The organism is Cupriavidus pinatubonensis (assembly GCF_019602855.1).
GTDB lineage: Bacteria > Pseudomonadota > Gammaproteobacteria > Burkholderiales > Burkholderiaceae > Cupriavidus > Cupriavidus pinatubonensis.
Map to the genome: position 1 here is coordinate 1,226,501 of NZ_CP080767.1, position 12,389 is coordinate 1,238,889.

At 62.7% G+C, this 12,389-nt stretch carries 14 protein-coding genes and 1 pseudogene; 6 read left to right on the forward strand and 9 right to left on the reverse strand.

The genetic code is table 11. The annotated features are described in order from the left end of the window. The first annotated feature begins 33 nt into the window (after positions 1 to 33). Complete coding sequence (locus K2O51_RS18190; protein ID WP_207206577.1) at positions 34 to 429, forward strand: YciI family protein; 396 nt, start codon at positions 34 to 36, stop codon at positions 427 to 429. A gap of 201 nt (positions 430 to 630) precedes the next feature. Then, positions 631 to 1,500 carry a fumarylacetoacetate hydrolase family protein gene (locus tag K2O51_RS18195; RefSeq protein ID WP_011297317.1) on the forward strand — a complete coding sequence of 290 codons (870 nt, stop codon included), beginning with the start codon at positions 631 to 633 and terminating at the stop codon, positions 1,498 to 1,500. A gap of 472 nt (positions 1,501 to 1,972) precedes the next feature. On the opposite strand, the pseudogene K2O51_RS35780 reads toward K2O51_RS18195, so the two are convergent. The 6 genes and pseudogenes from K2O51_RS35780 to K2O51_RS18220 form a co-directional block, all read right to left on the reverse strand. After that, positions 1,973 to 2,165, reverse strand: a pseudogene (locus tag K2O51_RS35780) (hypothetical protein); the annotation flags it as partial. Next, positions 2,146 to 2,628 carry an ArsI/CadI family heavy metal resistance metalloenzyme gene (locus K2O51_RS18200; protein ID WP_041679538.1) on the reverse strand — a complete coding sequence of 161 codons (483 nt, stop codon included), beginning with the start codon at positions 2,626 to 2,628 and terminating at the stop codon, positions 2,146 to 2,148. The gene K2O51_RS18200 and the pseudogene K2O51_RS35780, both read right to left, overlap by 20 nt. An 11-nt stretch (positions 2,629 to 2,639) precedes the next feature. Then, positions 2,640 to 2,963 carry an ArsR/SmtB family transcription factor gene (locus K2O51_RS18205; RefSeq protein ID WP_140949011.1) on the reverse strand — a complete coding sequence of 108 codons (324 nt, stop codon included), beginning with the start codon at positions 2,961 to 2,963 and terminating at the stop codon, positions 2,640 to 2,642. A 228-nt stretch (positions 2,964 to 3,191) separates the two neighbouring features. After that, the gene (locus tag K2O51_RS18210) at positions 3,192 to 3,632 is read right to left on the reverse strand and encodes a chemotaxis protein CheB (protein WP_342394106.1); all 441 of its coding nucleotides are present in this window, start codon (positions 3,630 to 3,632) and stop codon (positions 3,192 to 3,194) included. Between the two features lie 338 nt (positions 3,633 to 3,970). Then, positions 3,971 to 4,753, reverse strand: coding sequence for a hypothetical protein (locus K2O51_RS35210; RefSeq protein ID WP_245001926.1), 783 nt, complete (start codon positions 4,751 to 4,753; stop codon positions 3,971 to 3,973). Positions 4,754 to 4,778: 25 nt separating this feature from the next. Next, the gene (locus tag K2O51_RS18220) at positions 4,779 to 5,057 is read right to left on the reverse strand and encodes a DUF1488 family protein (protein ID WP_011297321.1); all 279 of its coding nucleotides are present in this window, start codon (positions 5,055 to 5,057) and stop codon (positions 4,779 to 4,781) included. Positions 5,058 to 5,287: 230 nt separating this feature from the next. Here K2O51_RS18220 and K2O51_RS18225 point away from each other — a divergent pair, with 230 nt between their 5' ends. The 3 genes from K2O51_RS18225 (at position 5,288) to K2O51_RS18235 (ending at position 8,592) form a co-directional block, all read left to right on the forward strand. Further along, complete coding sequence (locus tag K2O51_RS18225; protein WP_140953525.1) at positions 5,288 to 6,127, forward strand: universal stress protein; 840 nt, start codon at positions 5,288 to 5,290, stop codon at positions 6,125 to 6,127. A gap of 262 nt (positions 6,128 to 6,389) precedes the next feature. Then, complete coding sequence (locus K2O51_RS18230) at positions 6,390 to 7,220, forward strand: universal stress protein (RefSeq protein ID WP_220631462.1); 831 nt, start codon at positions 6,390 to 6,392, stop codon at positions 7,218 to 7,220. Positions 7,221 to 7,233: 13 nt separating this feature from the next. Then, positions 7,234 to 8,592 carry an MBL fold metallo-hydrolase RNA specificity domain-containing protein gene (locus K2O51_RS18235; RefSeq protein ID WP_140951912.1) on the forward strand — a complete coding sequence of 453 codons (1,359 nt, stop codon included), beginning with the start codon at positions 7,234 to 7,236 and terminating at the stop codon, positions 8,590 to 8,592. A 39-nt stretch (positions 8,593 to 8,631) separates the two neighbouring features. Here the strand turns inward: K2O51_RS18235 and K2O51_RS18240 are convergent, their stop codons facing one another. From K2O51_RS18240 to K2O51_RS18250, 3 genes are read right to left on the reverse strand one after another with little or no spacing between them, the layout of a single operon-like run. Beyond that, positions 8,632 to 10,407 (reverse strand): PHA/PHB synthase family protein, encoded by a 1,776-nt coding sequence (locus tag K2O51_RS18240; protein ID WP_140951914.1) that lies wholly within the window; start codon positions 10,405 to 10,407, stop codon positions 8,632 to 8,634. Further along, a complete protein-coding gene (phbB, locus tag K2O51_RS18245; RefSeq protein WP_140951916.1) occupies positions 10,404 to 11,150 on the reverse strand; it encodes an acetoacetyl-CoA reductase in 747 nt (248 codons plus the stop codon). The genes K2O51_RS18240 and phbB overlap by 4 nt, the downstream gene beginning before the upstream one ends. Positions 11,151 to 11,154: 4 nt before the next feature. Further along, positions 11,155 to 11,631, reverse strand: coding sequence for a hypothetical protein (locus K2O51_RS18250; protein WP_220631463.1), 477 nt, complete (start codon positions 11,629 to 11,631; stop codon positions 11,155 to 11,157). Positions 11,632 to 11,995: 364 nt separating this feature from the next. On the opposite strand from K2O51_RS18250, the gene K2O51_RS18255 reads away from it, so the two are divergent. Then, positions 11,996 to 12,373: a hypothetical protein gene (locus K2O51_RS18255; protein WP_342394102.1), complete on the forward strand. Its 378-nt coding sequence runs from the start codon at positions 11,996 to 11,998 to the stop codon at positions 12,371 to 12,373. The last annotated feature ends 16 nt before the right edge of the window (positions 12,374 to 12,389 follow it).

Sequence of the window (12,389 nt, forward strand, 5' to 3'; positions counted from 1 at the left end):
CAAGATTTTAAATCGCTATTTGAATTGGAGACGATGATGGAAGCCACACGAGTTACCCGTGAGCAGGTTCTTGAAGCCAGCAAGGGCATGCTCCAGAAGCAGTTTTACGTCGTTTTTTCGAAGCCGACGAATGGTATCGGCCCCGTTATGGAAAACGTGCCGGTTCATCTTGAGCATCAGCGAAAAATCGAACGAGAGGGCATTCTGGTTGCCGCCGGCCCTCATTGGACCGACGACGAAAAGTTTTGGGACGGCGAGGGAATGTTCGTGATTCGCGCGTCCTCTACGGAGCAGGCGCGCGAACTAGCCGCAGCGGATCCTATGCATCAGTGCGGCGCCCGCTCATTCACAGTCCGCCCATGGCTCGTCAACGAAGGCCGCCTTGACCTGCGAATTGAATTCTCGACCGGGAAGATGACCCTGGACTAATGGAAACAATCTGTTTCGAGTAAAGAGTTTCGGAGATTGTTGAGATTAATCGGCGCGCAAAGCGCCATGACCACGACTCACCCGTGGTGCTCTTCGAAAGCGTGGAGCGAGTACCTGACGCGTCAACGAAGGATCGTTAGGGCATGCGCGTTAGCGCACGCGATCCCTTGCCATCCTTTGCCTTTTTTCAGATGAACCACTATGAAGCTCGCCACATTCCAATTCCGCGGATATCAATCCATTGGTAAGATCGAAGGTCAACAGATCATCGATCTGCCCGCGAGCGATTGCAGTCTGCCTCGTACCATGCTGGAGTTCCTCCAAGGCGGCCGCGCGCCCATGCAGCGCGCGCGCGACCTGCGTATCGCTGACGCCGTCACCTACCCGCTCGCAGATGTGCGACTCGACGCTCCCGTGCCGAACCCGTCAAAGTTTCTTGCGATCGGCATGAACTATCGCCGTCATGTCGAAGAAGCCGTCGCTGCCGGCATCCAGGTGCCAGACAGCCAGGTCTGGTTCAGCAAGCAGGTGTCGTGCGTAAATGGGCCGTTCGACCCGGTGCAGATGCCGAAAGTGTCCGACAAGCTCGATTACGAAGCGGAGCTTGGTGTCGTTATCGGCCGCCGCTGCCGTCACGTGTCGGAGGAGGACGCGGCGTCAGTCGTCGCGGGCTATGTCATCTGCAACGACGTTTCAGTGCGCGACTGGCAGATGCGCTCACCGACCATCATGCTCGGCAAGTCGTTCAACACGCATGGCCCCTTCGGCCCGTGGCTTGTCACGCCTGACGAAATCGCCGATCCGCATGCGCTGCGGCTGCGCATGATCGTGAACGGCGAATGCCGCCAGGAGGTCAACACTGGGGAGATGATCTACAACATCTGGCAACAGATCGCTTATCTGTCGACAGTGATGACACTCGAAGCCGGCGATGTCCTCGCGACGGGCACACCGTCAGGCGTCGGCGTTGCCCACAAGCCGTCGCGTTTCCTGCGCGTCGGCGACGTGATGCGCGTCGAGATCGACGGCGTGGGTCACATCGAGAACGTCGTTGTCGCTGAGCCGGTCTGACTGAGGGAGCCAACCGTGGCACGAAAAGTACACTCCGACCTCAATCCTGTTGAAGTGCCTGCCTTATCCGAGTTCATGACGGACGACATCTTGACTCCTGGCCGATAACTGCTGCCCTCTCAAATGGAGACGACTGCCTATAGAAAAAGACCAGCCAAGGGCTTGACTCTCAATGCCCCATAGAAGTGTGTTGCATCGACCAGTTGAATCCTCAAACACCATCGGTCATTGGGATGGCAACTCATTGATCGAGCGAATCAGGACTGGCGCTGTTGTTCAAGTAGCTGGCCGCCCGGCTCTCCAAGGCTCATGGCATGAGCTCGGCAGAAGCCCTCGAGATATCGCAGTTTGCCCACTACAACGGCGTTATGGGCAACGTGACCACGCCATGGACGGATCGCAATGTCGTGTCGTACCACAAGGGGATATGGGCGGATCTGCGTCGGATCGGCAGCGCGGCGGACTTCAAGGAGACCGTCAGCTTCAAGAGACGGTTCACGCCCCCGCTCGGGTGGCTACCAGCCGAAAAGCCCCTGAAGCGGCCTTGTCCGAGATGGTTCAGCAGGCCCTCGGCACGAATCGAGTGGGCCGAGCTGCCTGCAGATGGACAGGACGTTGTAGGCTCTTTTCGTTACGGTTGCGCTCCTAGCAGCAAGAAGTGTCAGATTTCACGGCAATGCCGAGTGCCTTGCCACGCGGCGCGCGGGGTGGACAGCAGGCGGAGTTCGTCGCGGTTGACTCGTCCTGCTTGCTTTCGCTGAAAACGGGGATGTTGGCGAGCGAATGGAAGTGCTCCCATGCAATCCCTTGCGGGTCGGTGATCCAGTGTTTGTCACTGCGCGCGTAGCAGCAGGTCGTCGCGCCTTCGTCGAGCACGGCCATGTCGGCTGCTTCGGCGCGTGCTTTCAGCTCGACCAGCTCGGCAGCGTCATCCACCTGGAACCCGAGATGGTCTACGCCTGCGTGATCCCCTCGTGTCGAGATTGCGAAATTGATGCGCGGATCTTCCAGCATCCACTTCGCATAGTCGCTCTCCACTCGCGTCGGCTCAGCCGCGAAGAGCCTCGAGTAGAAGGCAATGCTCTTGTTCAGGTCGTCGACGTGGAGGTGAATGTGAAATCGCTTCATGGCAGTTTCCGTCAGCATTTGCAGGAGATTGCGCTCACATCAAGGCAGGGCCCGCCCTGACAACAGTTGGCCGTGAGGAAGCCCAGCAGCGCATTCATCTGATCGAACTCCGCCCGATAGATCAGATTTCGGCCCTCACGCTGCGGCGTCACCAGGTGCGCGTGCATTAGCTCCTTCAGGTGGAACGACAGCGTGGCGCCCGGCACGTCGAGCTGTTCGGCGATGACCCCGGGGGTCAAACCTGCCGGACCCGCAACCACCAGCATCCGGAAGACTTGCAGGCGGAGGTTGTGTGCCAGGGCGGCCAGGGAACGGACAATGTCTTGTTCTTCCATATTTCCACTTTATTAGAAAGATGAAATAAAGGCAAGTGGCTTCGCGCGACATGACTCATTAGGAGCTTGACGTCCCCGCTCGTAGGCGCTCGGTGCTGCGTGCCACCGGTCTTTAGTGTCTGCACATAATGCTCGCGCCGCCTGGCGCACACGCAGGGACACATGAGCCTGGCGAAAGGCATGTCCCGCGCCGCACCGAAACCGCGGCCATCCCTTGTCCTGCAATTGTTAGAGTACGCACTGGCAGGCTGGACAGTTGAGGTCAGTCGGAGCACTCAGTTCTCGCTGCCGCCGCCAGTCTTCGCTGCCCGGAACGTTCGCGGCGATGCGGCATTCGATCGCCATGAGTTCATCGAGGCCGCAGTCTCCCGGCACAGGATGGTCGGCCGCCAGGTGCATGAAGAGCTCTGCCATTTCATCGAGTCTGCAACAGTAGTCCCCTTTCACGTGTGCGAGCGCACTGCGAGGCATGGACGGCGAAGCAGCTTCCAAGGGGGCCGGAATGATCGCAATACCTCCGCGGTCTTTAATGGCAATCAGTCCGGCCGTGCCGTCGTTGAGTTCGCCAATCAGCACGACGCCGACAACGGCATTGCCATACGTGGACGGATGGTGCGGGCGTCGAAGTCGAGACTTGCGCGAGCGGGTCAGATGTCTCCGTTGGCGAATTGCTCCTGTCCCGCGCGGCGGACTCCATCAGCGCAATTTGTTTTCTGAATTCCTTGGGCGGTCACGAGTCATTCAAAGTCGATGCGCTGTCTCTGCCTTGATGGATCCCTTTCCCATTCGAATCTGGTTCCACCCATGCGCGACGACTCGCCTCGATTTGCCGCAAGTGGGATCCAGGCAGGAATGAGATCGGGGATCCGGCTTTTCGCGTCGATCAGAGTGGTTTCCTCCGATCAGCGAAGCACAGGACCGTGATGTCCGGAACGGCCTTGCGTCATCCATGATGACGATTGGCATTCCGCACCGGGACCTGGCTTCGCAATGAAGTCACGGGGCATTCAAACTAACAGGCTGGCCAGGTCGGGCCACCACAGCATGCGCGCAGCGGCGCCATGCCTCGGCACCCGGAGGACGGTGTCAACCACGCTGCCATCGTATTCGGCGACCAGGCGATAGCGACCGGGGGTTAGCCGGAGCATTAGGAATGGGCCGTCGGCATACGTCTGGAATACGAGCGTGCCATTGGCGCTGTAGATATTCGCTTTCACCCCGGCGATCCATGCCCGTTGCTTGCCGGCGAAAACCAGGCAGAGATTGTAGAGGCCGGCGATGTCTCGCATGTCGATGGCCTGCGCCGGATCCGCGCTGCCACTGAAGTAGGCGACGCCGTTGGCATTCGTGGCCGACGCATAGGCATGGCGCGTTGCGGCATCGGAATCGTCCGGGGCCGGCGCGGGCTGACGCGCCGCATGCTGCCGCTTGAGCGCGGCGCAGGCGCCGACGCCAACGGGCATCTGCGCTTCACTCGCGACGCGGCCTGCTCGATCCATGCTGCCCTCATGCCCGATCCGTGCCACCTGTTGCGCATATCTTGCCGGCAATGGGATCGAGGCCGCCGAAGGTCCTGCACCGTTAGCCGCACGGCAAGTTGCCAGACACAGCAGAATCAGTGCCGACCGGCGGGCCAGCACAGTGAATGCCCGTTTCAAGGCGCCTCGCCCGGGCACGGCCGGGGCAGCGGCATGCGCGAGATCCTGTTCGGCAGGAGTGCCGGGGACCGCCCGCGAATTGTCGGAGCTTCCCGCGTGCGCACGTGGTGACCGTTGCAGTTCGATAGGCATGGCGATCGGCGAGCCAGCACTCGCACTAGGCGGAAAACCGGAAATGGCCACTATGCAGGACGATGCTATGTGCGCCCGTCATCTCGAACATGCTACGGGCGACGTTCTCGATGGCCTTGCGATGAGACGAAAAGGCGGAAGCCAGATCTTCATAGAGATACGACCGTGCCCCGAAATGGTCTTCCAGCGCCTCCGCCGTGATCTCGAAGGTGGCGGCGGCGCCGTCGATCTGTGCCGGGCACTGCAAGCTGGGACCTGCCGCGCAATAAGCCGGTACGGAATCGGGAAAGAGAATCTGGCTCATGGCGGCAACCTGCTCAACTGCGATGGATCCGGGCCGCTCCGCGTGCGGCGGAGTCCGATACCTGAAGGCTAGATGCCACGACACAGCAGGACTTGATGCTTATCAAGCCGGACGCGGGCTGGGCATCCTTGGCGGCCACCATCGCGAGCCTTGACGTGCGACAACTGCGCGGATGCGCTGCGACCTACATTGCAGATGCTGATGTATCACACCGTGCAACGGAGATTGCCATGGAATATGCCACCATCCTGGTTCACCTGGATGCCAGCCGCCGCACGCACCAGCGGCTGCACATCGCTGTCCGGCTGGCGCAGGACTTTCACGCAACGCTGATTGGACTGTTCGCGATGGGCCATGCGGATCCCAGTTCCATTCGCTATCTGGTCGATGGGGACCGCTACCTTGACTCCTATCGGGAATGGCATAAGCACATCGGCGAAGTGGCACGCCATGCATTCTTTGGCGCGACGGACGAACTGCTGATCCCGACAGAATGGCATGCGCCGGAGGGGGCTGCGGCCGACAGCGTGGTTGCGCAGGCCCACACGGCGGACCTGCTGGTACTGGGGCAGCACAATCCTGCCGACAAGGATGCCTTCGCTGGGCATCACTTCGTCGAGTCGGTGGTGCTGCAATGCGGTCGCCCGGTGCTGGTCGTGCCCTATGCGGGGGTGTTTCCGCATCCGGGGAAGAACATCCTCGTCGCATGGAACGGAAGCCGCGAGGCCGCGCGAGCCATTCATGATGCGCTGCCATTCCTGCGGCGTGCGCAGACCGTCGACGTTGTCGCCTGGAACCAGCTGGACCTGGCGCTCAATCCATGGCTCTCGCCGCCGCGCTATGCGATCGAATGGCTGGCCCGGCATCAGGTGCAGGCCACGCTCCACGACCTCACTGCGGCTGACGGTGACGATATAGGGCAAATGCTGCTGTCGTTTGCCGCGGATCAGGGCTCGGACCTGATCGTCACGGGTGCCTACGGGCACGGCCGGATGCGCGAGCTGGTGCTCGGCGGCGTAACACGTACGCTCCTCGAGTCGATGACCGTGCCGGTGCTGCTGTCGCATTGACGGATTAATGGGGATCAACATGGCCCTGAACGTTCATTCATTCGCGCGGTTACAGGTGACTGTCCGGCACCTGGTGATGTGGGGCGCCGTGATGTCCAGTTGTGCCTGCACGTCGATACCCAATTTCTTGCGGCCGCCCTCGCCACGGGCGTCGGTATCGAGCGCGGTGCACGCCGTGCTCGCGTGCGGCGACACTGAACACTGGCGGTCCTGCATGCTGCCCGTAAGCTTCGTGGGATAGGGTGTTGCCTGGGAGGGACTCATGGATTACAGAACAGTGCTGGTCGCGCTCGGCACGGAGGCCGGCTGCGAAGCGCGGGTGCGGATGGCAGCGGAACTCGCCGCGCGGTTTGGCGGGCATGTGGTCGGGGTCAGTGCGACCGGCATACGAATGGATCCGCTTTTTCGCGCCGGAGAGGACGCAGCAGCTTTCGCGGAACGCGCGCGCCGCAGGCGCCTGGCGCAAACGGCGGCGTCCGGCGAGCTGCTCGGTGAAACCGTCAGCCAGACGGCATACGGTACGCCATTTACGCACCATGTTGTCGAGGACGAGCTCGGTTGGGTGCTGGCGCAGGAAGGGCGCGTTGCCGACATCATCGTCATTGGCGGCTTGCTGCCTGCCGGAGACAGCACGATGCAGCGAACCGCGGAGTATGTGCTGCTGAATGCCGGCCGGCCGGTTCTGCTGGTGCCGCCTCGTCCCATGCCACTGCATGGCGTGCACATGGTCATCGCATGGGATGGCAGCCGTGAAGCGGCACGCGCCGTGGCCGACGCCATGCCGTTGCTGCTTTGTGCGGCCAGGGTAACGATTCTTGCCGTCTGGGACGAGAAGGGAAGCCCCGATGCCAACAGTGAACCGGTGGCGGGCTTGCGCCAGTACCTGAGGCGACATGGCGTCATTGCCGCCGTGCGTACGGAGCAGACTTCGGGAGATGTCGCCACCGTGGTGCTTGAAACCGTGTCCGTGCTCGGTGCCGGGATGCTCGTTGCCGGCGGCTATGGGCACTCGCGTGTGCGCGAACTGATACTTGGCGGCACGACCCGAACCCTGATGCACGCGTGCCCGGTCCCGCTGCTGCTGTCTCATTGATCAGGAGTCAAGCATGGAACTGCAATTCCTGGGGGCCACGGATTCCGTCACAGGCTCGAAATACATACTCGACACCGGCCACAGCCGCGTCATGGTTGACTGCGGTCTGTTCCAAGGCTTCAAGTCATTGCGATTGCGGAACTGGGATCCGTTGCCGGTTGACCCGGCCACCCTGGATGCCGTGATCCTGACCCATGCGCATATCGACCACAGCGGCTATCTGCCACTGCTGGTGCGCAACGGCTTCCGCGGGACCGTATTCTGCACCATGGGCACCGCGCAGCTTTGCGGCATCCTGTTGCCGGACAGCGCGGCACTGGCGGAGGAGGACGCCGAGTATGCGAATCGGAAAGGCTTCTCGCGCCACCGGCCCGCTTTGCCGCTCTATACCAGCGCAGACGCAGGGCGCGCGCTGCGCCGCCTGGAACCGAAGCCTTTCGGCACGCGATTCTCGCTGACGCCCGACATTGACGCCGAGTTTCACCATGCCGGGCACATCATCGGCGCCGCTGCGGTGACGCTGCATGCCGGAGGCCAGCGCATCGTGTTCTCGGGAGACCTCGGCCGGCAGAACGATATTGTCATGCGGCCGCCCGAGTTCATCCGCGAGGCCGATTGCCTGCTGGTCGAGTCCACCTATGGCAACCGCATTCACCCGGACGAAGATCCCCTCGATGCGATCGCCGGCGTTGTCGGCAACACGCTTGGCCGCGGTGGCACGCTGGTCATTCCGGCCTTTGCGGTCGGGCGCACACAGGCATTGCTGTATTGCCTGCATCGCTTGCTCGAAGAACGGCGCATGCCCGATATCCCGATCTACCTCAACAGTCCGATGGCCATCGACGCGACGCAGATCTTTGCCCTGCATCCCGATGAACTGCGCATCGACCGGGCCGCATGCGCGGCCGCGTGCGGACTGCCGATTCCGGTGCAGAGCATGGAGCAGTCGGTCTGGCTTAACCAGGATCGCGCGCCGAAAATCATCTTGGCGGGCAGTGGCATGGCGACGGGCGGACGTGTGGTGCACCACCTTGCCACCTTCGGCAGGGACCCGCGCTGCACCATTCTGCTATCCGGCTTCCAGGCACCGGGTACGCGGGGCGCGGCACTTGCGGGCGGGCAGCGCGAGTTGCGCATCCACGGGAAGGACGTCGCGATCCACGCGGCGGTCGAGCAGATCCATGGTATGTCGGCACATGCCGATGCCAACGAACTGATGACGTGGCTCAACGGGTTCCAGGCGCCGCCCCGGCGCGTATTCATCGTGCATGGGGAACCGGACGCCAGCGATGCCATGCGCCAGCGCGTGGAGCGCGGGCTGGGATGGCAGGTGACGATGCCGGAGTACAGAAAGACTTATCGTCTGGACTGAACCGAACGCTGCAGCCAGTTCAGCCGCTGGCACTGGCTGTCAGCGCTCGTGCACATACTCGCCCGGGGCATTGCACAGGGCATGCGGGGCCGGATCGCGGGCGCGGCACTGCTCGGACGACGCACGGGCAAGCCAGTTGCTCCATGCGGGCCACCACGAGCCAGCGTGGCGCTCTGCCTCGGCAAGGAACCGTTCCGGACTGCGGTACGGCTCGCCGGGCGCGCGCGTCGTGATCCGGAACCGCCGCCGCGGATGGTCGGGTTCGGAAACGATGCCCGCGTTGTGGCCCCCCGACGTGAGCACGAACGTCAGGTCCGTCCGTGCGAGCAGATGAAGCTTGTAGACCGAGCGCCACGGCGATACGTGGTCGTGCTCCGTGCCGACCATGAAGATCGGCCGGTTCAGGTCCGACAGCGCAACAGGGCCACCCCCGACACAGAGCTTTCCTTCGGCGAGTTCATTCGACAGGAACAGCTTGTGCAGGCATTCCGAATGCAGGCGGTAGGGCAGGCGGGTGGAATCCCGGTTCCACGAGATGAGGTCGTTGGCGCGCAGCCGCTGTCCCAGCAGGTACTCGCTCATCATGCGCGACCAGACCAGGTCGCGGGCGTTGAGCACCTGGAACGCCGAGGTCATCTGGGGCCCATCCAGATAGCCCTGGCTCCACATCAGGGCATCCAGCGTGTCTACGGCGCTCTTGTCGATGAACAGGCCGAGTTCGCCGGGCTCGGAGAAATCGGTCTCGGTGGCGAACAGCGTGATCGTCGCCAGCGGTTCACCGTCGGCATCGCGCGCGAGCTTCGCCGCGCACATCGCCAGCAGCGTGCCGCCCAGGCAGTATCCGGCCACGTGGATGTTCGCGCCGTCGCAATGTGCCTGCGCCGCGTAAACGGCGGCAAGGATGCCGTCATGCAGATAGTCGTGCAAGCCGCGGTCACGCGCCTCCGCGCCCGGGTTCTTCCATGAAATCATGAAGACCGTGTGGCCGCGGCTGACAAGGTAACGGACCAGCGAGTCGTGCGGCTGCAGATCGAGGATGTAGTACTTCATGATCCATGACGGCACGATCAGCACGGGTTCCCGCCACACCTGCGCGGTAGTGGGCGTGTACTGGATCAGTTCGAACAGCGGGTTCCGGAACACGATCTTGCCAGGCGTGACCGCGACATCCTTCCCCGGCAGGTAGGCCAGCGCCGGCGGCCGGGCGGCTGCACCTGGCAGGTTGCCGACCATGTCGGCGAAGTCTTCGGCCCAGTGCCGCATGCCCTCGATAAAATTCATGCCCGATGTGCGCTGCGCTTCGCGAATGACCGCGGGGTTCATCCACGGAATATTGCCCGGCGAGCACATGTCTATCCACTGGCGCACGCAGAATGCGGTCACACGTTCGTGGTGGCGCGACAAGCCGCTTACTCCGCTGGTCAACGACTGCCAGAGTGCCTCATTGCGAAGGAAGCTGTCGCGCCAGCAACGGAATGGCCAGGCCTCCCAGCCGTTGTCCGCGAAGCGCGAATCGGTCGTTGCAATGGCGGGTGGCGAATCGGCGAACGGCAGCCAGCGCACGGCATCCGCCAGGCACTGGCGTCCTGCCTCGGCCGCCGCGTTGGAGACCTTGCCCGGCGCAATTGCACACTGGATCAGCCAGTCCGCGGCCGCCAGGCCGAGCGAAATCAGCGATATACCGCCGGTGGCGCGTGCCAGTGCTGCGCGGACCTGCCGGTCGAAGTCCCGGTATGCCGGCTCATCCGAAACCGGCGGGCATTCTGCCACTGTTGCAGCGGCGATCGTCGCCAGGAACGCGTCCTTGGGTTTCATTGAAGGTGCTGTCCGCCATTGATCGGGAAGTTTGCACCAGTGACAAAGGCACTCTCCGTTGAGCTCAGGTAAGAAATCAGCGCTGCCACTTCTTCCGGTCTGCCGAGCCGGCCCATCGGAATCTGGGGAAGTACATGCTTATCGAGAATGTCGGCCGGCATGCTGGTCACCATGCGAGTCGCAAGGTAGCCCGGCGAGACGGTGTTCACCGTGACGCCCTTGCTGGCTAGTTCGAGCGCCAACGCCTTGGTAAAGCCATGCATGCCGGCTTTTGCCGCCGCATAGTTGGTCTGCCCAAAAGCGCCCTTGGATCCGTTCACCGACGAGATGTTGATGATCCGACCCCAACCGCGCGCAACCATGCCGTCGCATAGTGGCCGCGTCATGTTGAACACGGAATCGAGATCGGTGCGAAGCACCGCATCCCAGTCAGCCTTGTCCATATGCCGCAGGGTCTTGTCGCGCGTGATGCCCGCGTTGTTCACGAGCACGTCGACCTGGCCGGCTTCGGCCAGTGCCCGGGAGGCGCATCTCTGGCATGACTCGAAGTTCGCCACGTCCACCGGAAACGCCAGGAACTCGCGGCCCGCTTCCTGCTGTCGTTCGAGCCAACTGGCAACATGGTCATTGTGTTCGGAATGGGTAACGATCACCTGCATGCCATCGGCCAGCAAGCGGATGGCAATGGCTTCCCCGAGCCCGCCCATTCCCCCGGTTACCAGGGCCACCCTTTGTGCGGGCACCGCGTCAGCTCCCGGCTGCAGTTGTCGCCGGCTGGCGGCTTGCTTGCCCAAGGGGCCACGTCATGATCTGGCTGACGTTATCGAAGATGCCTCTGAACTCGGTCAGCGGCAGGATAAAGCCGCCACCTGCGCCAAGTGCATTGCGCTGGGACTCGGCCCAATGTTCCGTGCCGGCGCGAAGGTGTTCAAGAAAGCCAGATGCCGCTTCGACGGAAAGCTTTCCTGCCGCGCGCGAGAATTCCGCATTGCGTTCGATCTGCTCTGCGAGCATCTTGGTCGGTATGCCGTGAAACGCGTTCCAGTCGGGCGCAGCCGACATGGCCGCGAGCATGCGCTGGCCGCCCTTGATGTCGTCTTCCAGAGCCTTCACTTGCAGCTTCAGCATGGCCTGGCGGGCTTCCTCCATCAGGATCATTGCGCGCAGCGCCGCCTGGTGGCCGCTGCGGATCATTTCAAACGTCGGGTCGGTGGCCGCGGACATGGTTAACTCCCTTGAGTGACAGGAAAATGCCTGTTGAAAATACTAGAACAGGCGACCCAGTGTGGATTGATGCATGTCAAATTGAGGCGGCCGTCCGGTTGGGGAACAAGCCGGCCTTTTCCCAGGCTGGTCAGATTGACATGCATCAAGAGGGATTCGCCTCAGCTTCCTAGCATTCCATGCATGTCCCGGCGCGCCCGACGTCGGGTGAGGAGCCTCCCCCTGATCGTGTATTACTCACGGACCGGCACGGCCAGGCAAGTCGCGGAGACCTTGGCGGCGTACACCGGCTGGGGGGCAGGCAGAAGTTCGGGACGAGAATCCCAGGGCCGGCTTATACGGCGATTTGCGCTGCGTGCTCGACATGCTGCTGCATCGCACGCCGGCATGCCGCTACGAAGGGCCGCTACCCAGCGACTGCGTCCATGTGGTTGTCGTTGCACCGGTATGGCTCGGGCGTCTGGCGGCGCCCATGCGCAAGTTCTTGCTGGACCATGCGCCGTTCTCCGGTTCCGTGTCCGCAGTCTGCGTCATGGCTTCTCGTGGCGGTTTCCGCGCGGAGGACGACATTGCCTTCCTGACCGGCAAGACGCCGGCGCCCGCCCTCGTGCTCAAGCAGCGCGACGTGCAGAGCGGCGCGGCCGCTGAACCGCTGGCAGCGTTCGCCGCGGCACTGCGCAATCGTCAGACAAGGCCCGAAGCCATCGTAAGGCCAGCGTGGATATCGCCCAGAGAGGCCTAGCCTCCCGCCCGCCTTG